At 71.6% G+C, this 21,571-nt stretch carries 17 protein-coding genes; 10 read left to right on the top strand and 7 right to left on the bottom strand.

Annotated elements, in window-relative coordinates; genetic code table 11:
• Positions 1-6 precede the first annotated feature (6 nt).
• A complete protein-coding gene (ligD, locus tag CHC02_RS20080) occupies positions 7-2,556 on the top strand; it encodes a DNA ligase D (protein ID WP_089393196.1) in 2,550 nt (849 codons plus the stop codon).
• Positions 2,557-2,710: 154 nt separating this feature from the next.
• Here ligD and CHC02_RS20075 read toward each other — a convergent pair whose 3' ends face one another.
• Entirely contained in the window at positions 2,711-3,217 is a 507-nt protein-coding gene (locus CHC02_RS20075) for a DUF4142 domain-containing protein (RefSeq protein WP_089393195.1), read from the bottom strand.
• Positions 3,218-3,398: 181 nt separating this feature from the next.
• On the opposite strand from CHC02_RS20075, the gene CHC02_RS20070 reads away from it, so the two are divergent.
• Together CHC02_RS20070 and CHC02_RS20065 are read left to right on the top strand one after the other, a co-directional pair.
• Positions 3,399-3,575, top strand: coding sequence for a metallothionein (locus CHC02_RS20070; RefSeq protein WP_089393194.1), 177 nt, complete (start codon positions 3,399-3,401; stop codon positions 3,573-3,575).
• A 44-nt stretch (positions 3,576-3,619) separates the two neighbouring features.
• Positions 3,620-4,471, top strand: coding sequence for an SDR family oxidoreductase (locus CHC02_RS20065; RefSeq protein ID WP_089393193.1), 852 nt, complete (start codon positions 3,620-3,622; stop codon positions 4,469-4,471).
• A 46-nt stretch (positions 4,472-4,517) separates the two neighbouring features.
• Here the strand turns inward: CHC02_RS20065 and CHC02_RS20060 are convergent, their stop codons facing one another.
• A complete protein-coding gene (locus CHC02_RS20060; protein ID WP_089393192.1) occupies positions 4,518-4,892 on the bottom strand; it encodes a Rho termination factor N-terminal domain-containing protein in 375 nt (124 codons plus the stop codon).
• Positions 4,893-5,093: 201 nt separating this feature from the next.
• Between CHC02_RS20060 and CHC02_RS20055 the strand changes: the two genes are divergently transcribed.
• Complete coding sequence (locus CHC02_RS20055) at positions 5,094-7,550, top strand: glycogen/starch/alpha-glucan phosphorylase (RefSeq protein WP_089393191.1); 2,457 nt, start codon at positions 5,094-5,096, stop codon at positions 7,548-7,550.
• Between the two features lie 3 nt (positions 7,551-7,553).
• Here the strand turns inward: CHC02_RS20055 and CHC02_RS20050 are convergent, their stop codons facing one another.
• Complete coding sequence (locus CHC02_RS20050) at positions 7,554-7,955, bottom strand: hypothetical protein (protein ID WP_089393190.1); 402 nt, start codon at positions 7,953-7,955, stop codon at positions 7,554-7,556.
• Between the two features lie 164 nt (positions 7,956-8,119).
• On the opposite strand from CHC02_RS20050, the gene CHC02_RS20045 reads away from it, so the two are divergent.
• The 6 genes from CHC02_RS20045 (at position 8,120) to glgB (ending at position 17,353) form a co-directional block, all read left to right on the top strand.
• The gene (locus CHC02_RS20045; protein ID WP_089393189.1) at positions 8,120-8,632 is read left to right on the top strand and encodes an MgtC/SapB family protein; all 513 of its coding nucleotides are present in this window, start codon (positions 8,120-8,122) and stop codon (positions 8,630-8,632) included.
• Positions 8,622-8,864 (top strand): hypothetical protein, encoded by a 243-nt coding sequence (locus CHC02_RS20040; protein ID WP_089393188.1) that lies wholly within the window; start codon positions 8,622-8,624, stop codon positions 8,862-8,864. The genes CHC02_RS20045 and CHC02_RS20040 overlap by 11 nt, the downstream gene beginning before the upstream one ends.
• 9 nt (positions 8,865-8,873) lie before the next feature.
• Positions 8,874-9,758, top strand: coding sequence for a non-homologous end joining protein Ku (gene ku / locus CHC02_RS20035; protein ID WP_089393187.1), 885 nt, complete (start codon positions 8,874-8,876; stop codon positions 9,756-9,758).
• A gap of 87 nt (positions 9,759-9,845) precedes the next feature.
• Positions 9,846-11,828: an alpha-1,4-glucan--maltose-1-phosphate maltosyltransferase gene (locus CHC02_RS20030; protein ID WP_089393186.1), complete on the top strand. Its 1,983-nt coding sequence runs from the start codon at positions 9,846-9,848 to the stop codon at positions 11,826-11,828.
• 9 nt (positions 11,829-11,837) lie between these two features.
• Positions 11,838-15,164: a maltose alpha-D-glucosyltransferase gene (gene treS / locus CHC02_RS20025; protein WP_089393185.1), complete on the top strand. Its 3,327-nt coding sequence runs from the start codon at positions 11,838-11,840 to the stop codon at positions 15,162-15,164.
• Positions 15,161-17,353, top strand: a complete 2,193-nt coding sequence (glgB, locus tag CHC02_RS20020) for a 1,4-alpha-glucan branching protein GlgB (RefSeq protein ID WP_089393184.1) — start codon at positions 15,161-15,163, stop codon at positions 17,351-17,353. Before treS ends, glgB begins: the two co-directional genes overlap by 4 nt.
• Before the next feature lie 320 nt (positions 17,354-17,673).
• On the opposite strand, the gene CHC02_RS20015 is transcribed toward glgB, so the two are convergent.
• The 4 genes from CHC02_RS20015 to CHC02_RS20000 are packed head-to-tail and all read right to left on the bottom strand — an operon-like array spanning position 17,674 to position 21,567.
• On the bottom strand, positions 17,674-18,666 hold the full coding sequence (locus tag CHC02_RS20015; RefSeq protein ID WP_089393183.1) for a lysylphosphatidylglycerol synthase domain-containing protein: 993 nt from the start codon (positions 18,664-18,666) through the stop codon (positions 17,674-17,676).
• Positions 18,663-19,871 carry a cardiolipin synthase ClsB gene (clsB, locus tag CHC02_RS20010; protein WP_089393182.1) on the bottom strand — a complete coding sequence of 403 codons (1,209 nt, stop codon included), beginning with the start codon at positions 19,869-19,871 and terminating at the stop codon, positions 18,663-18,665. The genes CHC02_RS20015 and clsB overlap by 4 nt, the downstream gene beginning before the upstream one ends.
• Positions 19,868-20,647, bottom strand: a complete 780-nt coding sequence (locus CHC02_RS20005) for an endonuclease/exonuclease/phosphatase family protein (RefSeq protein ID WP_089393181.1) — start codon at positions 20,645-20,647, stop codon at positions 19,868-19,870. Before CHC02_RS20005 ends, clsB begins: the two co-directional genes overlap by 4 nt.
• The gene (locus tag CHC02_RS20000) at positions 20,644-21,567 is read right to left on the bottom strand and encodes a DUF72 domain-containing protein (RefSeq protein ID WP_089393180.1); all 924 of its coding nucleotides are present in this window, start codon (positions 21,565-21,567) and stop codon (positions 20,644-20,646) included. The genes CHC02_RS20005 and CHC02_RS20000 overlap by 4 nt, the downstream gene beginning before the upstream one ends.
• Between the last annotated feature and the right edge of the window lie 4 nt (positions 21,568-21,571).

The raw sequence follows: 21,571 nt of genomic DNA, 5'->3' as shown, positions 1-21,571 counted from the left end.
GCACCGATGGCCAGTGACACCTCCAGCCTGGAGGAATACGCCCGCCGCCGCGACTTCGGCGGTACGCCGGAGCCGCGCGGCGAAGCCCCCGGGCGGCATGCCGGGGAACTGGCGTTCGTCATCCAGAAGCATGACGCCAGCCACCTGCACTACGACTTCCGCCTGGAACTGGACGGGGTGCTGAAGAGCTGGGCGGTGCCCAAGGGGCCCTGCCTGGACCCTTCGGTGAAGCGCCTGGCCATCGAGGTGGAGGACCACCCGCTGGAATACGCCGGCTTCGAGGGCCACATCCCCGAGGGCCACTACGGCGCCGGCGACGTCATCGTCTGGGACCGCGGCCGCTGGGTCCCCCTGGGCGACCCGCGCCAGGGCCTGGAGAACGGCCACCTGAAGTTCCGCCTGGAAGGCGGCAAGCTGCACGGCAGCTGGAACCTCATCCGCACCCGCATGGCCGGGCGCAAGCCGCAGTGGTTCCTGGTCAAGGGCCGCGACGACGAGGCCCGCGACTTCCCCCGCCACGACATCCTCGCCGAGGCGCCGCAGAGCGTGCTCAGCGGGCGGACGCTGCCCGGCGAGGCGGCGCCGCCGCCGAAGCGCGCCATGCCGGCCAAGGCCCCGCACAAGGTGGCCGGCGCCATGCCCGAGCACATCTCCCCGGAACTGGCCACCCTGCTGGATGCGCCGCCCGAGGGCGACTGGCGCTACGAGCTGAAGCTCGACGGCTACCGCATCCTGGCGCGGGTGGCGGACGGCAAGGTGCGCCTGCAGACGCGCAACGGCCACGACTGGTCGGAGCGCCTGCCGGACATCTGCGCCGGGCTGCGGGCCCTGCCGCTGCGGTCGGCCTGGCTCGACGGCGAGATACTGGTGGTGGACGAGGAGGGCCGCCCGGACTTCCAGCGCCTGCAGAACGCCTTCGACGTGGGCGCCAGCGACGAGGTGCGCTACACCCTGTTCGACCTGCTCTGGCTGGATGGCGAGGACCTGCGCCGGCAGCCGGTGGAAAAACGCCGAGCGGCGCTGGCCGCGCTGCTGCAGGGCAACGCCAGCGACCGCCTGCGCTACTCGGAGGACTTCACCGACGATCCGCGCAGCATCCTCGACAGCGCCTGCCGCCTGGGCCTGGAAGGGCTGATCGGCAAGCGCGCCGGCAGCGCCTATGTAGAGCGCCGCTCCACCGACTGGATCAAGCTCAAGTGCAAGCGCCGCCAGGAATTCGTCATCGTCGGCATGACTCCGCCCAAGGGCAGCCGCCAGCATTTCGGCGCGCTGCTGCTGGGCCTGCACGACGACGAGGGCGAGCTGCGCTACGCCGGCAAGGTGGGCACCGGCTTCGACGCCGCCACGCTGAAGCGGGTGCACGCCAGCCTGCGCCCGCTGGCGCGCAAGACCTGCCCGCTGGCCGCGCCGCCCCGTGGCCAGGCCTACCGCGACGTGACCTGGCTGCGCCCCGAGCAGCTCTGCGAGGTGGCCTTCGCCGAGATCACCCGCGAGGGCCTGGTGCGCCAGGCGGTGTTCCACGGCCTGCGCAGCGACAAGCCCGCCAAGGCCATCGTCCAGGAACGCGCCAGCCCGGCGGCCGGGGTGGCCGGCAAGGCGGCGAAACCCGCGGCCAAAAGCCCGAGGAAGGCAGCACGGGACGACGCGAAGGTCGCCGGCGTGGCCATCACCCACCCCGAGCGGGTGATCGACGCCGCCAGCGGCCTGCGCAAGCTGGACCTGGCGCGTTACTACGAGAGGGCCGCCGAATGTATCCTGCCCTGGCTCGACGACCGCCCGGTGTCGCTGCTGCGCGCCCCGGACGGCGTCGGCGGCGAAGTCTTCTTCCAGCGCCACGCCTCGCGCAACGCCATGCCCGGCGTGGAACAGCTGGACCCGCGGCTGGACCCCGGCCACGCGCCGCTGCTGCGCATCGCCACCGCCAGGGCCCTGGCCGGCGCCGCGCAGATGGGCGTGGTCGAGCTGCACACCTGGAACGCCCGGGTGGACGACCTGGAGCACCCCGACCGCTTCGTCCTCGACCTGGACCCCGACCCCAGCCTGCCCTGGGCGCGGATGATCGAGGCCACCCGGCTGACCCTCGCCGTGCTGGACGAGCTGGGCCTGGCCTGCTTCCTCAAGACCAGCGGCGGCAAGGGCATGCACGTGCTGGTGCCGCTGGAGCGCCGGCACGGCTGGGACGAGGTCAAGGACTTCGCCCACGCCATCACCTGCCACCTGGCAAGGCAGATGCCGGACCGCTTCAGCGCCGTGGCCGGGCCGAAGAACCGCGTGGGCCGGATCTTCGTCGACTACCTGCGCAACAGCCGCGGCGCCAGCACCGTGTGCGCCTGGTCGGTCCGCGCCCGCGAGGGCCTGCCGGTGTCGGTGCCGGTGGCCGAGCGCGAGCTGGACTCGTTGAAGGGGGCCAATGCCTGGACCCTCGGCACTATCGATGAACGCCTGGCGCTGCGGGGCAAGGACGATCCCTGGGCGGGCTGGGGCGATGTCCGGCAGCGCCTGACGCGGAAGATGTGGGAGCAGTTGGGGCGCAGCGCCGATGACGATGGCGGATAACGCCGTAGGCGTTATGCGCCCTACGCTCGAAAGAATCCGCGTCTCCCATGTTGCCCCCCATTGTAGGAGCGGGCCCTGCCCGCGAATCGCGCGCAGGGCCCGCTCCTACAAGGTATGGCATGGCTCGGGCAGCGTAGGATCACGTGGCCGCGGCTCACGGCTTCTCCCCATCCACCAACTGTTGCGCGATCTCCCGCTGGTGGTAGAGCTGCGGCTGCCAGTGCCGGGCGAAGCGCTGCAGTTCGGCGTCGCTGCCGTCGCCGGCCAGGCGGTCGAAGAGTTCCACCGCCTGGCGGCTGGAGGCCAGTTGCGCCTCGGCGTAGTCGCGGTCGAAGCGCTGGCTGTTCGCCAGTTGCTCGCGGGCCTGGGTGGCGCGGGCTTCGCGGGTTTCGTCGCGGGGCGGAAGCAGGCCTTTCCTGCGCGCCAGTATCCGCAGGTCTTCCTGCAGGCGCTGGTGCTGGTCGATCAGCCCCTGGGCCTGGTCGCGCACCGCGGTGGTGTGGCCGTGGTCCAGGGCCAGGCGGGCGCGGGCCAGTTGCTGCTGGCTGTTGGCCAGGGCGCTGGCGACGAAGGTGGCGTGGGGTTCGCTGGCGGGGGCGGCGTGCGCCAGGCCGATGCAGCACAGGCAGGCGAACAGCAGCAGGGGAATGCGCGCGGCCATGGGCCTTTCCTCCGGTGGTGGGCTGTGCTGGGTGGACGCCCGCGGTGGCCGCAGGTTCAGAAAACGCGGCCGGCGGGCCGCTGGCGGAAAAAGCTGAACTCCACCGCCCGCTGCCGGCCGAACCCTGTGACCGGCGGGGCTGCGGCCCCGCTCCCTGACACCGAGCCGAAGGAGACCTGCGATGAGCGACCAACCCTGCGCCTGCCCCGGCTGCCAGTGCAGCCTGGGCGCCGCCGCCGTGTTCGCCGAAGGCCGCGCCTATTGCTGCCAGGCCTGTGCGGATGGACACCCCGACGGCGAGAAGCACTGCCAGGACCCCCACTGCCACTGCGGCGAGGCCGTGCCGCCACGCGGCTGACGCCCCGACACCGACCGGCGCGCGCGCCGGAGAGGAGAGCGACCATGAGCGACAAACTACCGCCCCAGCACCAGGACCAGCAGCCCGGCCGCGAGGAGGCCATGCAGCCGCCGCCGGAGTTCGCCTCGGAAAGCTACCGCGCCGCCGGCAAGCTGGAGGGCAGGGTGGCGGTGGTCACCGGCGGCGACAGCGGCATAGGCCGCGCCGTGGCCCTGACCTTCGCCCGCGAGGGGGCCGACGTGATGCTGCTGTACCTGGAGGAAACCGAGGACGCGACCAGGACCTGCCAACTGATCGAGGCCTGCGGCCAGCACTGCCTGGAGCTGGCCGGCGACGTCGCCGATGCCGGCTTCTGCGCCGAGGTGGCCCGGCGCCTGGAGGAACGCTGGGGGAGGGTGGACGTGCTGGTGAACAACGCCGGCGAGCAGCACCCGGCCGCTTCCCTGGAGGACATCAGCGAAGAGCAGTGGGAGCGCACCTTCCGCACCAACATCTTCGGCATGTTCCAGCTGACCAAGGCACTGCTGCCGCTGATGGGCGAGGGCGCGGCCATCGTCAACACCACCTCGGTCACCGCCTACAAGGGCAACCCCAGGCTGATCGACTACTCCTCGACCAAGGGCGCCATCACCGCCTTCACCCGTTCCCTGGCGCTGAACCTCGTCCAGCGCGGCATCCGGGTCAACGCAGTGGCCCCGGGGCCGATCTGGACGCCGCTGATTCCCTCGACCTTCAGCGCCGAGGAGGTGGAGACATTCGGCAGCAATACCCCGATGGGGCGTCCGGGCCAGCCCGACGAACTGGCGCCGGCCTACGTCTACCTGGCCTGCTCCGACTCCTCGTACATGAGCGGCCAGGTGCTGCACGTCAACGGTGGCACCGTGGTCAATGGCTGAAGCGCACGCGGCCCCCGGCGCGCTATCGCACCAGGGGCCGCGGGGCTCAGGCCTTGCGCAGGGCCTCGATCAGTTCCTGCTTGCGCATGCTCGAGCGGCCGCGGATGTTCTGCCGGCGCGCGCGTTCCAGCAGCTCCTGCTTGTTCATCGCCTCCAGGCGCTGGCCGGGGCGCGGCACGCCGTGCCTGGTGGCCACCGCGCGGCGCGCCGAGGAACGCCGCGATTCGGCCTTGGCACCCGGGCTCTTCTTCTGGCCCGAACCGCCGGAGCGCTCGCCGCCGCCGGACTGCTTGTTGACGGTGGCCCAGGCCCGCGCTTCGGCCTCGTCCCTGGAGACGCCGCGCTCCTCGTAGCTTTCCTCGATATGTTCGGCCTTGCGCTTCTGCTTGTCGGTGTACTTGTCTTTGCTGCCTCGGGGCATGGCTGTTCTCCTTTGTCGGCCGCTTCACTGCGGGGTTCGTTCGGGAGAGGCCGCAGCGCCGCGCGGCGTTCAGCGATTCGGACGGACGGCCGCCCCGGGCGGGGAAAACGCCTGAACTCCGGCCCCGGCCCGGGGGCCTAGATACACGAGGCGGCCGGTGGCGCCGCCGTTTTCCCACAGGCGAACCGTGGAGAGACCGCCATGCAAGGCTCCAGCACCCCCGTTCCCGAACAGGTGGAAAACTTCAAGCAGGAAGTGCTGACGCGACTGCGCTACGACGTCGGCAAGGACGCCGCCGACGCCTACGCCCACGACTGGTTCGAGGCCCTGGCGCTGGCGGCCCGGCGCTACATCGTCGATGGCTGGGACGAGGCCAGCCACAGCATCGACCGCGGCCGGCGCAAGCGCGTCTACTACCTGTCGCTGGAGTTCCTCATCGGCCGCCTGCTGATCGACAACCTGAGCAACCTCGGGCTGCTGGAGATCGCCCGCGAGGCGCTGCTGCAACTGGGCGTGGACCTGGAGCAGGTGCGCCTGGCCGAACCCGACGCGGCCCTGGGCAACGGCGGCCTGGGGCGCCTGGCGGCCTGCTTCATGGAAAGCATGGCGACCCTGGACATCCCCGCCTACGGCTACGGCATCCGCTACGAGCACGGGCTGTTCCGCCAGAGCATCGCCGACGGCTGGCAGCAGGAACAGCCGGAGACCTGGCTGGACTTCGGCAACCCCTGGGAGTTCGAGCGCCCGGAATGCAGCATCAGCATCGGCTTCGGCGGCAGCGTGTATGCCCTCAACGGCAGCGACGGCAGCGCGCGGCAGCACTGGGAACCCATGGAGCGCCTGCGCGCGGTGGCCTACGACATGCCCATCGTCGGCTGGCGCCGGGCCGGGGTGAACACCCTGCGGCTGTGGCGCGCCCGTGGCGAGGAAACCCTCAAGCTGGACCGCTTCAACGCCGGCGACCACCTCGGCGCGGTGGCCGACACGGCGCGCGCCGAGAGCATCTCGCGGGTGCTCTACCCGGCGGACAGCACCGAGGCCGGGCAGGAACTGCGCCTGCGCCAGGAGTACTTCTTCGTCAGCGCCTCGCTGCAGGACCTGCTGCAGCGCCACCTGGGCCAGGGCCTGGCGCTGGCCAGCCTGCCGGCGCGGGTGGCCATCCAGCTCAACGACACCCACCCGGCCATCGCCGTGGCCGAGTTGATGCGCCTGCTGCTGGACGACCACTACCTGCAGTGGGAACAGGCCTGGGGCCTGACCGTGGCCACGCTGTCCTACACCAACCACACGCTGCTGCCCGAGGCCCTGGAGTCCTGGCCGGTGGCGCTGATGGAGCGCCTGCTGCCGCGGCACATGCAGATCATCTACCTGGTCAACGCCTTCCACATCGACGCGCTGCGGGCCAAGGACATCCACGACTTCGCCCTGCTGCGCGCGGTGTCGCTGATCGAGGAGGACAACGGCCGCCGGGTGCGCATGGGCAACCTGGCGTTCCTCGGCTCGCACAGCGTCAACGGCGTTTCCGCGCTGCACACCGAGCTGATGCGCGAGACGGTGTTCCGCGACCTGCACCGCCTGTACCCGGCGCGCATCAGCAACAAGACCAACGGCGTGACCTTCCGCCGCTGGCTGTTCCAGGCCAACCCGGAGCTGACCGGGCTGCTCTGCGAGTGCCTCGGCCGCGAGCTGCTCGACGACCCCGAGCGGCGCCTGCGCGGCCTGGAGGCCCACGCCGGCGACGCCGCCGTGCAACGCGGCTTCGCCCAGCAGCGGCGGCACAACAAGGCGCGCCTGGCGCAACTGGTGGAGGAGCGCCTGGGCATCCGCCTGGACGTCGAGGCGCTGTTCGACGTGCAGGTCAAGCGCATCCACGAGTACAAGCGGCAGTTGCTCAACCTGCTGCACGCCGTGGCGCTGTACCAGGACATCCGCAACGACCCGGCCGCGCCGCGGCTGCCGCGGGTGAAGATCTTCGCCGGCAAGGCCGCGCCCAGCTACCACCAGGCCAAGCTGATCATCAAGCTGGCCAACGACATCGCCCGCATCGTCAACGACGACCCCACGGTGCGCGGGCTGCTCAAGGTGGTGTTCATCCCCAACTACAACGTCAGCCTGGCCGAGGCCATCATCCCCGCGGCGGACCTGTCCGAGCAGATTTCCACCGCGGGCCTGGAGGCCTCGGGCACCAGCAACATGAAGTTCGCCCTGAACGGCGCGCTGACCATCGGCACCCTGGACGGCGCCAACGTCGAGATGTCCGAGCGCATCGGCCTGGAGAACCTGTTCATCTTCGGCCTCACCGCCCAGCAGGTGGAGGCCCGCAAGCATGCCGGCGAGCTGTCCATGGCCGGCGAGATCGCCGCCTCGCCGCGCCTGCAGGAGGCGCTGCAGGCCATCGGCTCAGGGGTCTTCTCGCCGGACGACGCCAACCGCTACACGGCCCTGGTGGAGGGGCTGCGCCACGACGACAGGTTCATGCTCTGCGCCGACTTCGAGGCCTACTGGCAGGCCCAGGCGCGCGTCGAGGCGCTGTGGCGCGAGCCCGCCCGCTGGTGGCACGCGGCGGTGCTGAACACCGCGCGGGTCGGCTGGTTCTCCTCCGACCGCACCATCCGCGAGTACGCCGAGGAAATCTGGAAAGTGCCGGTGGGCGGCTAGGGCCTACCAGAAGCCGCCGCCGTGGCGGCGCGCCAGGTAGTCCAGGCTCAGGCCGAAGCCGGCCTGGAAGAAGGCCTGCAGGCGGGTGTCCAGCACCATGCGGTTGAGCGAGGCCAGCGGCCCGACGATGCGCTCCGGGGCGCCGCGCCCGCCGTAGTGGTTCTCGTGCACCAGGCTGGCGCTCTGCGGGTCGGCGCTGATCAGGCAGTGGCAGTCCAGGCCCTCGCCGGGGCGGCGGGCGTGCAGGCCCAGTTCGGAAAGCCCGCCGGCGCCGCGGTGCAACCCCAGGTGGCAGAGCAGCCCGTGGTCGCGGGCGTACTCGCCGGCCGCGGCGAAGGCGGGCAGGGCCACCTCGGTCAGGGCCTGCTCGTAGGCGTGGGCGAAGTCGTTTTCGTCGCTGTTCATGGCGCATCCCTTTGTTCGGCGATTGCCGGGTTTGGACCGGCGCGGCGGCGAAACGCGCGGACCGACCGCCGGGCGGTAGTGCCGGCGCTACCGCCGGGAAAATCGTTCAAACCATCGGCCGGCGCGGCAGTCTGCAACAGCAATACCCCTTCGCGGAGAGGCCCATGGAGACCCTGTCGCGCATCGCCGAGGCCCTGCTGGCGGAGTTTTCCGACCTGAGCGAGCTGGAGCAGATCACCCGCGCCTGCTTCCGCCTGGCGCTCGCCGCGCTGCTGGGCGGCCTGCTGGGCTACGAGCGCGAGAGCCAGGGCAAGGCCGCCGGGCTGCGCACGCACCTGCTGGTCACCCTGGGCGCCGCGCTCTTCGTCATGGCGATCAGCGAAGGCGGCGCCGGCGACGACGCCATCAGCCGGGTGATCCAGGGCATCGCCGCGGGCATCGGCTTCCTCTGCGCCGGCACCATCCTCAAGGACAGCGCCGACACCGCGCGGGTGAAGGGGCTGACCACGGCGGCCGGGCTCTGGCTGAGCACCGCCATCGGCATCTGCGTGGGCCGCGGCCATTCGGCCACCGCGGTGCTCGGCACCCTGCTGGCGCTGGCGGTGCTGCACAGCCTGCCGCGGCTGTTCGAGCGGCCGCAGGTGCCCGATACATCGGAGAAGCGCCATGTTCCGTGACTTCAGCGGCAGCAGCGCCTGGACCGACGCCATGCGCGACGGCGGCGCCTACGTCGGGCTGATCCAGTACCAGCCCAAGCGCGAGGGCGCGCCGGTGGAAGTGCTCTGGGTGTTCGCCCCCGGCAGCCGCAACGCGGCCGAAGCCGAGGACGCGGCCCGGCGCATGCTGGCGCGCATCCGCGACATCAGCGCGGACGGCCGCGTCCGCTTCGACGATGGCATCTCACTGTAGGAGGCGCACATGGCGCGCGTGATCTGGAAGGGCGCTATCAGTTTCGGCCTGGTGCACATCCCCGTGGGGCTCAACAGCGCCAGCCGTTCCGGCGGCACCGACTTCGACTGGCTGGACGAGCGCAGCCTGGAGCCGGTGGGCTACAAGCGGGTGAACAAGGTGACCGGCAAGGAAGTGCCCAGGGAGCGGATCGTCAAGGGCGTGGAGTACGAGAAGGGCCGCTACGTGGTGCTCAGTGAGGAGGAAATCCGCGCGGCGCGCCCGCGGGCCACGCAGACCATCGACATCCTGCGTTTCGTCGAGCGCGGCGAGATTCCCCTGCCGTACTTCGACACCCCCTACTACCTGAGCCCCGAGCGGCGCGGCGAGAAGGTCTACGTGCTGCTGCGCGAGACCCTCGCGCGCAGCGGCAAGGTCGCGGTGTGCCAGCTGGTGCTGCACAGCCGCCAGCACCTGGCGGCGCTGCTGGCCGACGGCGAGGCGCTGCTGCTGATGACGCTGCGCTGGCCGGGCGAGGTGCGCCCGGTGGGCGAGCTGGCGCTGGAGCTGGACGACATCGCCCTGGACAAGCGCGAGCGCGAGATGGCCACGCGCCTGGTGGAAGACATGAGCCAGGCCTGGGACGACTCGGCCTTCAAGGACACCTTCAGCGACGAGATCCACGCCCTGGTGGCGCAGAAGGCCGCCAAGGGCCAGCTGGAGGAAGTGCCCGGCGCCGAGGCGCCGCAGGCCGGCGAGGGCGCCGACATCATCGACCTCACCGACCTGCTGCGGCGCAGCCTGCGCGGCAACGCCAAGGGCGCTGGCGCCAGGCCGGCGGGCAAGGCCAAGGCCAGCGAGAAGCCGGCCGGGGAAGCGCCGCGCGCTGAGCCGGCCCGCCGGCGAAAAGTCTGAACTTGCCGGCTGGCCCAGCCTCGGAAAGCATGGGGCCGCAGGTTGCGGCCGACGATCATCGGATCGCTTGGCGAGGAGGGCGCAGCGATGAATTCGGACCTGCACGGGCGCGCCAGCGCCGCGGCCAAGGCGCCGCGCATCGCCATCGAGGGCATCGAGCCCCAGGTCGAGGGCGGGCGCTTCGCCGCCAAGGCCATCGCCGGGCAGCGCTGCCCGGTCAGCGCGCGCATCTTCATGGACGGCCACGAGCAACTGGGCGCCGAGGTGACCTGGCGCCTGGCGCCGGACGAGGTCTGGCGCAGCCAGCCGCTGGCCTGGCAGGGCAACGACCTGTGGCAGGCCGAGCTGCTGCCGCCCCACGAGGGGCGCATCCAGTTCGTGATCCAGGCCTGGCTGGACCGCTACGCCAGCTTCCGCCACGACCTGGAGAAGAAGTACGCCGCCGGCCAGGCCATCGACCTGGAGCTGAGCGAAGGCGAGCAGCTGCTGCGCGAGGCGCGCCAGGCGGCCCAGGGCGAGCCGGCCGAGCAGCTCGACGCCCTGCTGGCGCGGCTCGCCGCCGAGCAGCCCCGCGACGGCCGCGTGGCCCTGCTGCTGGCCCCGGCCACCCTGGCGCTGATGCAGCAGGTGCAGCCGCGCCTGCACCGGGTGCGCAGCCCGGTGCTGGGCCTGGAGGTGGAGCGGCCGCTGGCCGGCTTCGCCAGCTGGTACGAGCTGTTCCCCCGCTCCGAGGGGGCGCGGCCGGGCGTGCACGGGCGCTTCGAGGACGTGCGCCGGCGCCTGCCGGAAATCGCCGCCATGGGCTTCGACGTGCTCTATTTCCCGCCCATCCACCCCATCGGCCGCAGCCACCGCAAGGGCCCCAACAACAGCCTGCAGGCCGGCCCGGACGACCCCGGCAGCCCCTACGCCATCGGCAGCGGGGAGGGCGGCCACGAGGCGGTGCACCCGCAGCTGGGCAGCCTGGAGGACTTCCGCGCCCTGGTGGCCGATGCCCGCGCCCACGGCCTGGAGGTGGCCCTGGACTTCGCCATCCAGTGCTCGCCCGACCATCCCTGGCTGCGCCAGCACCCCGGCTGGTTCAGCTGGCGCGCCGACGGCAGCATCCGCCATGCCGAAAACCCGCCGAAGAAGTACGAGGACATCGTCAACGTCGACTTCTACGCCGCCGACGCCGTGCCCTCGCTGTGGCTGGCCCTGCTGGAGGTGGTGCTGGGCTGGGTGGCCCAGGGCGTGACCCTGTTCCGCGTCGACAACCCGCACACCAAGCCGCTGCCGTTCTGGGAATGGCTGATCGCCGAGGTGCGCCACCTGCACCCTGAAGTCATCTTCCTGGCCGAGGCCTTCACCCGCCCGGCGATGATGGCGCGCCTGGGCAAGCTCGGCTTCAGCCAGAGCTACACCTACTTCACCTGGCGCAACACCAAGCAGGAGCTGCAGAGCTACTTCGAGGAACTCGGCCAGCCGCCCTGGCGCGACTGCTACCGGCCCAACTTCTTCGTCAACACCCCGGACATCAACCCCTTCTTCCTGCAGCGCAGCGGGCGCGCCGGCTTTCTCATCCGCGCCGTGCTGGCGGCCACCGGCTCCGGGCTGTGGGGCATGTACTCGGGCTTCGAGCTGTGCGAGGCGGCGGCCATCCCCGGCCGCGAGGAATACGCCGACTCCGAGAAGTACCAGCTGCGCCAGCGCGACTACCGCGCGCCGGGCAACATCGTCGGCGAGATCACCCGGCTCAACCGCATCCGCCGGGAGAACCCGGCGCTGCACAGCCACCTCGGCTTCCAGGCCTACAACGCCTGGAACGACAACATCCTCTACTTCGGCAAGCGCACCGCGGACCTGGACAACTTCGTGCTGGTCGCCGTGTGCCTGGACCCGGACAACGCCCAGGAGGCCGACTTCGAGCTGCCGCTGTGGGAGTTCGGCCTGCCGGACGCCGCCGCCATGGGCGGCGAGGACCTGATGAACGGCCACCAGTGGACCTGGTACGGCAAACGCCAACGGATGCGCATCGAGCCCTGGCACCTTCCCTTCGGCATCTGGCGCCTGCACCCGCAGCGCCGGTAGGAGTCGCCCATGGCCAGACGCCTGAGAAAGCCCCGTCCCTTCCTGCACGACCCGCTCTGGTACAAGGACGCGGTCATCTACCAGCTGCACGTGAAGTCCTTCTTCGACGCCAACAACGACGGCATCGGCGACTTCCCCGGGCTGATCGAGAAGCTGGACTACATCGCCGACCTGGGGGTGAACACCCTCTGGCTGCTGCCGTTCTACCCCTCGCCGCGCCGCGACGACGGCTACGACATCGCCATGTACCGCGGCGTGCACCCCGACTACGGCACCCTGGCCGACGTGCGCCGCTTCATCGCCGCCGCCCACGCGCGCGGCCTGCGGGTGATCACCGAGCTCGTGATCAACCACACCTCGGACCAGCACCCCTGGTTCCAGCGCGCGCGGCGGGCGAAGAAGGGCTCGCGGGCGCGGGAGTGGTACGTCTGGTCCGACAGCGACGAGCGCTACGCCGGCACCCGGATCATCTTCGTCGACAGCGAGACGTCCAACTGGACCTGGGACCCGCTGGCCGGGCAGTACTACTGGCACCGCTTCTACTCGCACCAGCCGGACCTGAACTTCGACAACCCCCAGGTGCTGCGCGCCGTGCTCGGGGTGATGCGCTTCTGGCTCGACCTGGGCGTGGACGGCCTGCGCCTGGACGCCATTCCCTACCTGATCGAGCGCGAGGGCACCAGCAGCGAGAACCTGCCGCAGACACACGCCGTGCTCAAGCGCATCCGCGCCGAGCTGGACGCCCATTACCCCGACCGCATGCTGCTGGCCGAGGCCAACCAGTGGCCGGAGGACACCCGGCCCTATTTCGGCGGCATGGACGACGGCGGCCCCGGCGACGAATGCCACATGGCCTTCCACTTCCCGCTGATGCCGCGCATGTACATGGCCATCGCCCAGGAAGACCGCTTCCCCATCAGCGACATCCTGCGCCAGACCCCGGCCATCCCCGACAACTGCCAGTGGGCCATCTTCCTGCGCAACCACGACGAGCTGACCCTGGAGATGGTCACCGACGACGAGCGCGACTACCTGTGGAACTACTACGCCGCCGACCGCCGCGCGCGCATCAACCTGGGCATCCGCCGGCGCCTGGCGCCGCTGGTGGAGCGCGACCGGCGGCGCATCGAGCTGCTCAACAGCCTGCTGCTGTCGATGCCCGGCACGCCGACGCTGTACTACGGCGACGAGATCGGCATGGGCGACAACATCTACCTGGGCGACCGCGACGGCGTGCGCACCCCCATGCAGTGGTCGGTGGACCGCAACGGTGGCTTCTCCCGCGCCGACCCGGCGAGCCTGGTGCTGCCGCCGATCCTCGACCCGCTGTACGGCTACCAGAGCGTCAACGTCGAGGCGCAGCTACGCGACCCGCATTCGCTGCTCAACTGGACGCGGCGCATGCTCGCCGTGCGCAGGCAGCAGAAGGCCTTCGGCCGCGGCAGCATGACCCTGCTGTCGCCGAGCAACAGGCGCATCCTCGCCTACCTGCGGCAGTACCGCGGCGAGGAGGGCGAGGACAGCCTGCTGTGCATCGCCAACCTGTCCGGCGCGGCCCAGGCGGTGGAGCTGGAACTGGCCGAGTTCGAAGGCCGCGTGCCGCTGGAAATGCTCGGCGGCGCCGCCTTCCCGCCGATCGGCCGGCTGACCTACCTGCTGACCCTGCCGCCCTACGGCTTCTACTGGTTCTACCTGGCCGACTCCCAGCGCATGCCCAGCTGGCACCGCCAGCCCGAGGAGCGCCTGCCGGAGCTGCCCACCCTGGTGCTGGGCCAGCGCCTGGAGGAACTCATGGGCGGCACGCCGCGCGAGTTGCTGGAGAAGGATTCGCTGCCGCGCTACCTGCCGCGCCGGCGCTGGTTCCCCCATGCCCGGGCGCTGCCCGGCAGCGTGCGCCTGCTCTACGCGCTGCCGCTGGAGGAGGGCGACGCCGCGCCGCTGCTGGTGGAGCTGGAATACCGCGACGGCGAGCTGTGCGAGCACTACCAGCTGCCCCTGGCCGCGACGCCGGAAAAGAGCAGCAGCGGCTACGACCTGCCGCAGCAGCTGGCCATGGCCCGCCTGCGCCGTGGCCGCCGCGTCGGCCTGCTGACCGACGCCCTGAGCCTGCCGCGCTTCAGCCGCGCCGTGCTGCAACTGCTGCGCCAGGGCGCCACCCTGGCCGGCCCGGGCGGCGAGGTGCAGTTCGTGCCGCAGCCCGGCCTGGCCGGGCTGGAGCTGGCCGAGGAGGCCCCGGTGCGGGTGCTCGCCGCGGACCAGTCGAACACCTCGGCGCTGCTCGGCGACGGCCTGCTGCTCAAGGTGCTGCGGCGCGTCTCGCCCGGCCTGCACCCGGAGGCGGAAATGGGCGCCTACCTGAGCCGCCACGGCTTTGCCAACGTCGCGCCGCTGCTGGGCGAGGTGCGCCGGGTGGACGAGCAGGGCCAGGCGCACACCCTGATGCTGCTGCAGGGCTACCTGAGCAACCAGGGCGACGCCTGGACCTGGACGCAGAACAACCTGGAGCGGGCCATCCGCGAGGCCCTGGCCGCCGGCGCCGCGCAGGCCCCGGAGTTCGATGCCCTGGACGAGCTGCGCGGCTTCGCCGCCACCCTCGGCCGGCGCCTGGGCGAGATGCACCAGGTGCTCGCCGAGGGCGTGGACGAGCCGGACTTCGCCCCGCGGCGCAGCGGCCCGGCCGATAGCCGCGCCTGGCAGGAGGGCGTCGGCGCCCAGGTCGGCCAGGCCCTGCAGGCGCTGGAAGACGCCCCGGGCCTGGACGAGCGCGGCCGCGCCCAGGCCGCCCGCCTGCTGGAGCTGCGCGACGAACTGCTGCTGGCGGTGGGCAACCTGGCGCGGCTGGCCGAGGGCGGGCTGATGATCCGCGTGCACGGCGACCTGCACCTGGGCCAGGTGCTGGTGGTGCAGGAGGACGCCTACCTGATCGATTTCGAGGGCGAGCCCAACCGCTCGCTGGAGCAACGCCGGGCCCTGAACAGCCCGATGAAGGACGTGGCCGGGGTGCTGCGTTCCTTCGACTACGCCGCCGCCATGGCCGAGCGCAACCTGCAGAGCGCCGACGTCTCGGAGGAGGCGGTGCAGGTGCGTCGCGCCATCGCCCAGCGCTACCGCACCCAGGCCCGCGACGCCTTCCTCGATGCCTACCGCCTGGCGGCCGCCGGGCTGCCCCACGAATGGCACGGGCGCGAGGGGGAGGGCGCGGCCATGGCGCTGTTCAGCCTGGAGAAGGCGGCCTACGAAGTGGTCTACGAGAGCGGCCACCGGCCCGACTGGGTCGGGGTGCCGCTGCTGGGAATGCTGGAGCTCGCGCTCCACCTGCTGGGAGGAAGGACATGACACAGGCGTCGCACGACGACGAACGCAACCACCTGGAACGGCTGCAGCGGGCCGAGCACGGCGACCCCTTCGCCTTCCTCGGCGCGCACCCGGAGGGCGGCGGCTGGCGCGTGCGGGCCTGGTTGCCGGGGGCCTTCGCCTGCGAGCTGCTGGGCCGCGAGGGCGAGTTCCTCGCGGCCATGGAGCAGCAGGACGCCAGCGGGCTGTTCAGCGCCCACCTGGCTGCGCGCCAGGCCTACCTGCTGCGCATCCACTGGCCCGAGGGCGAGCAGATCACCGAGGACCCGTACGCCTTCGGCCCGCTGCTGGGCGACACCGACCTCTACCTGTTCGCCGAGGGCAACCACCGCCACCTCGGCCAGTGCTTCGGCGCCCAGGCCATGACCCTGGACGGCGTGGCCGGGGTGCGCTTCGCGGTGTGGGCGCCCAACGCCCGGCGCGTGTCGGTGGTGGGCGACTTCAACGCCTGGGACGGGCGCCGCCACGCCATGCGCCTGCGCTACCCCAGCGGCGTCTGGGAGCTGTTCGTGCCGCGCCTGCAGCCCGGCGAGGTCTACAAGTATGAAATCCTCGGCCCCGGCGGCCTGCTGCCGCTGAAGGCCGACCCGCTGGCGCTGGCCACCGAGCGGCCGCCGGCCACCGGCTCGCGGGTGGCCGAGCCCACCCCGCGGCAATGGCGGGACGCGCGCTGGATGCGCGAGCGCCACGGCCGCCAGGGGCCGCAAAGCCCGCTGGCGATCTACGAGCTGCACGCCGGTTCCTGGCAGACCCTGGACGGCCGGCCGCCGAGCTGGGACGAGCTGGCCGAGCGGCTGATCCCCTACCTGCAGGACATGGGCTTCACCCACGTCGAGCTGATGCCGGTCATGGAACACCCCTTCGGCGGCTCCTGGGGCTACCAGCCGCTGTCGCTGTTCGCGCCCACCGCGCGCTACGGCAGCCCGACGCAGTTCGCCGCCTTCGTCGAGCGCTGCCACCTGGCCGGCATCGGCGTCATCCTCGACTGGGTGCCGGCGCATTTCCCCACCGACGAGCACGGCCTGGGGCAGTTCGACGGCACCGCGCTGTACGAGTACGCGCACCCCTTCGAGGGCTTCCACCCGGACTGGGACACTTACATCTACAACCTCGGCCGCACCGAGGTGCACGGCTTCCTGCTGGCCTCGGCGCTGCACTGGCTGCGCGAGTACCACGTCGACGGCCTGCGCGTCGACGCCGTGGCCTCGATGCTCTACCGCGACTACTCGCGCAAGGAAGGCGAGTGGATCCCCAACCGCCACGGCGGGCGCGAGAACCTGGAGGCCATCGAGTTCCTCCGCCACCTCAACGAAGTGGTGGCCGCCGAGGTGCCCGACGCCCTGGTGATCGCCGAGGAATCCACCGCCTGGCCCGGCGTCAGCCGGCCGGTGGCCGAGGGCGGGCTGGGCTTCTCGCACAAGTGGAACATGGGCTGGATGCACGACACCCTGGCCTACATCCGCGAGGACCCGCTGTACCGCGGCTACCACCACCACCGCCTGACCTTCGGCCTGCTGTACGCCTTCACCGAGCGCTTCATCCTGCCCATCTCCCACGACGAGGTGGTGCACGGCAAGGGCTCGCTGCTGGCCAAGATGCCCGGCGACCGCTGGCGCCAGTTCGCCAACCTGCGCCTGTACCTGAGCCTGATGTGGACGCACCCGGGGCGCAAGCTGCTGTTCATGGGTTGCGAGTTCGGCCAGTGGCGCGAATGGGACCACGACGACCAACTGGACTGGTACCTGCTGCGCTACGCCGAGCACCTGGGGGTGCAGGCGCTGGTGCGCGACCTCAACGGCCTGTACCGCGGGCTGCCGGCGCTGCACCAGCTGGACGACGGCCCCGAGGGCTTCCACTGGCTGATCGGCGACGACCAGCGCAACAGCGTCTACGCCTGGCTGCGCCTGGACCGCGAGCGTTCGCCGCTGCTGGTGGTGCACAACTTCACCCCCCAGCCGCGCGAGGGCTACCGGGTGGGGGTGCCGCTGCAGGGCGCCTGGCGCGTGCGCCTGAACTCCGACGGCGCCGCCTACGCCGGCTCCGACGCCGGCAGCCGCGAGCGCTGCGAGACGCTCCCGGAACCCTCCCATGGCCAGCCGTACTCGCTGCTGCTGGACCTGCCGCCGCTGGGCAGCCTGATCCTGGAACCGGCTCCCGATGCGGGGCTGTAGCCACGGGAGCGCGGGCCAACGGCGGATAACCGCGAACGGTTATTCGCCCTACGGGCCAGGGAGGCATGGATTCATCTGCGATTTCGCAACGGGGCTCGGCCTATCGCGGACGGAGTCCGCTCCTACTGTTCCAGGAAGCACGGATGTAGGAGCGGGCCCTGCCCGCGATTCGCGCGCAGGGCGCGCTTCTACAGGGGAATGGCATGGCTCGGGCGTAGGAGCGGACTCCGTCCGCGATTGGACTCGCCGGCCATGCCGGACGCCCCGGTGGCACGGATGACGGCGGATAACCATAACCGGTCCGAAGCACGACCCCCATCCTACGGCGCATTCTCCGCCGCCCGCGCCAGGCGTCGCTGGCGGCGGCGCAGGCGGCGGGCCCGGCGTTCCAGCCAGAGGTAGACCAGGCAGGCGAGGAACAGCGGCACCAGGAAGTACAGCACCCGGTAGCCGATCAGCGCCGCCAGCAGGGTGCCGCGGCCCAGGTGGTCGTGGAGGATGGCGATGAACACCGCCTCCAGCACCCCCAGCCCGGCGGGCACGTGCAGCACCACCCCGGCGATGCTGCTGATCAGCAGGGTCGCCAGCACTTCCGTGTAGCTGGCCCTGTCCGGCAGCAGCACGCTCACCAGCAGCGCCATCAGCGACCAGTTGGCCGCCCCCATGGCGCCCTGCAGCAGCGCCAGGCGCCAGCTCGGCAGGGCCAGGCTGTACTGCCGCCAGCCCCAGGCGCGGCGCCGGGCGAAGCGGCAGGCCAGGGGGTAGGCCACGCTCAGGGCCAGCAGCAGGGCGCCGATCAGCCGCAGGCCGTTGCGGCCCACCGACCAGTCGTCCGGCAGGTCGGGGTAGCCGGCGACGAACAGCGCGCCGGCCAGCAGCAGGTAGCCGTACCAGTTGGTCACCAGGCTGAAGCTGAGGATGCGGGTGATGTCCGCCGCGCTCATGCCCAGGCGGCCGTACAGGCGGTAGCGCAGGGCCACGCCGCCGACCCAGGAGCTGAGGTTGAGGTTGAAGGCGTTGCACACGAAGGCCACGGTGAACACCCGCCGCACCGGCAGCGGGTGGCCGATGTAGTAGCGGCTGAGCACGTCGAAGCTGCTGAACACCGCGTAGCTGGCCAGGCTGATGGCCAGCCCCAGGAGCAGGGTGGTGGCGCGGTACTCGCGCAGCAGGTGGAACACCTCCTGCCAATCGGTGGCGCGGATCAGCAGGAACAGCAGCACCGGCAGCAGCACCAGCAGGGCGATGGAGAACCCGCGCCGGGCCAGCTTCCAGGCCTGCTTGTGCCGCTCCCGCGGCGCGGCGGCGTTCATGGCCGCACCCGCGGGGCGTCCGCCGCCGGCTCGCCATCCAGCCCCCGTGGCGAGCGCAGCTTCTGCCGGTGCGCCGGCAACTGCCCGGCGATGGCCGGGAAATGGCGCAGGAAGTGGAAGCTCAGGAACACCAGGGGCGCGCGCCACCAGTAGCCGCGGCGCGCCACCTTGCGGCTGATGCGCCGGCAGTTGTCGCGGGCCAGGGCGTCCAGGTGCGCTTCCAGCGCCTGGGCGAAACCCGCGTCGTCGATCATCAGGTTGCCCTCCAGGTTCAGCGACAGGCTCAGCGGGTCCAGGTTGCTCGAACCCACCGTGGCCCAGCGGCCGTCGGCCACCGCCACCTTGCCGTGCAGCGGGCGGTCGCAGTACTCGTAGATCCGTACGCCATCGCGCAGCAGGGTGTCGTAGAGCAGCTTGCTGCACAGGCGCACCAGCGGCATGTCCGGCAGGCCCTGGAGGATCAGGCGCACCTCCACGCCGCGCTGCGCGGCCTGGCGCAGCGCCCGCAGCAGGCGGTAGCCGGGGAAGAAATAGGCGTTGGCGATGGTCAGCCGCCGGCGCGCGCCCTGGATCGCCGCCAGGTAGTGCCGCTCGATGGCCGTGCTGCGCGGGCCGTTGTCGCGCAGCACCAGGCAGGCGCGGGTCTCGCCGGCCAGGCTCGGCAGGCCGGGCGGCAGCCGCTCGGGGGTGCTGCCGTACTCCTCCAGCAGGGCCAGGCTGGCCTGGCGGATGTCCTGGGCCACCGGGCCCTGCACCAGCACCGCGTAGTCCTGCTTGGCCATGGCGCCGAAGTCGGCCAGGTGGTCGGCGCTGAAGTTGATGCCGCCGACGAAGGCGGTGCTGCCGTCCACCACCAGCAGCTTGCGGTGCAGGCGGCGGAACAGGTTGGTGCGCAGGCCCAGCAGCCGCGGGCGCGGGTCGAACAGGTGCAGGCGCACCCCGGCCTCCAGCAGGCTGCCGATGTAGTCCGTGCCCAGGTCGGCGGTGCCGTAGCCGTCGACGATCAGCTCGACCCGCACGCCGCGCCGGGCCGCCGCCAGCAATGCCTTGCGCAAGGCCAGGCCGACCTTGTCCTCGTAGATGATGAAGGTCTCCAGCAGCACCTCGCGGCGGGCCCTGGCGATGGCCTCGAACACCCGCGGGTAGAAGGCCTCGCCGTTGACCAGCAGTTCGACGCGGTTGCCCGCGTGCCAGCGCTCGTTCATGGGCTCACCTCGGCGAGCAGGGGAAGATGGTCGGACAGGTGCGGCCAGGGCCGGTTGCCCAGCACCTGGCTGGCGTGCACCCGCAGGTTGCGCAGGTAGATGCGGTCCAGGCGCAGCAGCGGCCAGCGCGCCGGGAAGCTGCGCGGGGCGCCCGCCTTGTGGGCGAAGGCCGGCGCCAGGCCGCAGCCGGCGAGCAGGGCGCCGGCCTGGCAGCGCCAGTCGTTGAAGTCGCCGGCGACGATCAGCGGCGCCTGGGCGGGGAGGCTTTCCACCAGGCGGCAGAGCAGCGCCAGTTGCTGCCGCCGCTGCGCCTCGCGCAGCCCCAGGTGCACGCACACGGCGTGCAGCGGGGCGCCGCCGGGCAGGTCGATGCAGGCGTGCAGCAGGCCGCGCTGCTCGTTGCCGGCGATGGAGATGTCGTGGTTGTCGTGGCTGAGGATCGGGTAGCGCGAGAGCAGGGCGTTGCCGTGGTGGCCCTCGGGGTAGACGGCGTTGCGGCCGTAGGCGAAGGCCGGCCACATGCTGTCGGCGAGGAACTCGTAGTGCGGCGTGGCCGGCCAGCCGGGGTGGCGCCCGGCGTGCAGCTGGTGCTCGCCGTGCACTTCCTGGAGGAACACCAGGTCCGCCGCGGTGGCGCGCACCGCCTCGCGCAGCTCGTGGAGGATGAAGCGGCGGTTGAAGGCGTTGAAGCCCTTGTGGGTGTTCACCGTCAGCACCCGCAGCGAAAGGCCGCAGGCCGTCGCCTGGCCGGCGCCGGCGCGGGCCGGCTGGTTCATGCCCAGCCCTCCACCGCGGCGCCCGGCACCTGCTGCTGCGGCAGGTGGACGTCGAGCAGCTGCATCAGGCGGAAGGCATCGAAGGGCGCGCGCACCTTGATGTCGTTGTCGAAGTAGCAGTACAGCTCGCGGTGCCGGCGGTCGCCGCGCCTGTCCGCGTCGATCAGCTCGGCATCCGCGGGCTGCAGGCCGTTGCGCCACAGGCGGATGCGCTCGCACCAGCGGCGCAGGGCCTTCTCGCCGTAGCCGCTGGCATAGAGTTCCTCGGCGCCGTGCAGGCGCAGGTAGGTGAAGTCCGGGGCGGTGAGGTCCTCGGCGTAGGGCCACTTCGACGGCGCGTCGGCCATTACCAGGGCCACGCCGTGCCGGCGCAGCTGGTCGGTGAACCCGGGGGTGCAGAAGCTCTTGTGGCGCACCTCCAGGGCGTGGCGCAGGGGGAAGCGCCGGCCTGGCGGGCGCTGCCCGTGGCGCAGGCGCTCGTCCGCGGAGCCCGCCAGTTCGGCCGCCGCATGGCTGTCGCGCGGCAGCAAGGCGAGGAAGTCTTCCAGCAGTTCGCCGCTGTAGGCCAGGCTGGGCGGCAGCTGCCAGAGGAAGGCGCCGAGCTTCTCGTCCAGCTCCAGGGGGCCGGAGGCGAAGAAGTTGGCCAGGCCCTGTTCCGGCTCGCGCAGGCGCCGCAGGTGGGTGACGAAGCGCGGGCCCTTGACGCTGAAGCGGAAGCCCTCGGGGGTCTGCGCCTTCCACTGGCGGTAGCGCTCGGGCGTCTGCAGGCCGTAGAAGGAGCCGTTCAGCTCGATGCTGGCGAAGGCATGGGAGGCATAGCGCAGCTCCTCGCGCTGGGGCAGGCCCTTGGGGTAGAACTCGCCGCGCCAGGGGGCGTAGCGCCAGCCGGAAATGCCGATGTGCAGGCCGTCCGTTCCCATGGCG

The sequence above is a fragment of the Pseudomonas delhiensis genome, from assembly GCF_900187975.1.
In the GTDB taxonomy this organism is placed as follows: Bacteria; Pseudomonadota; Gammaproteobacteria; order Pseudomonadales; family Pseudomonadaceae; genus Pseudomonas; species Pseudomonas delhiensis.
This window is presented reverse-complemented; position numbering and strand designations above follow the sequence as displayed.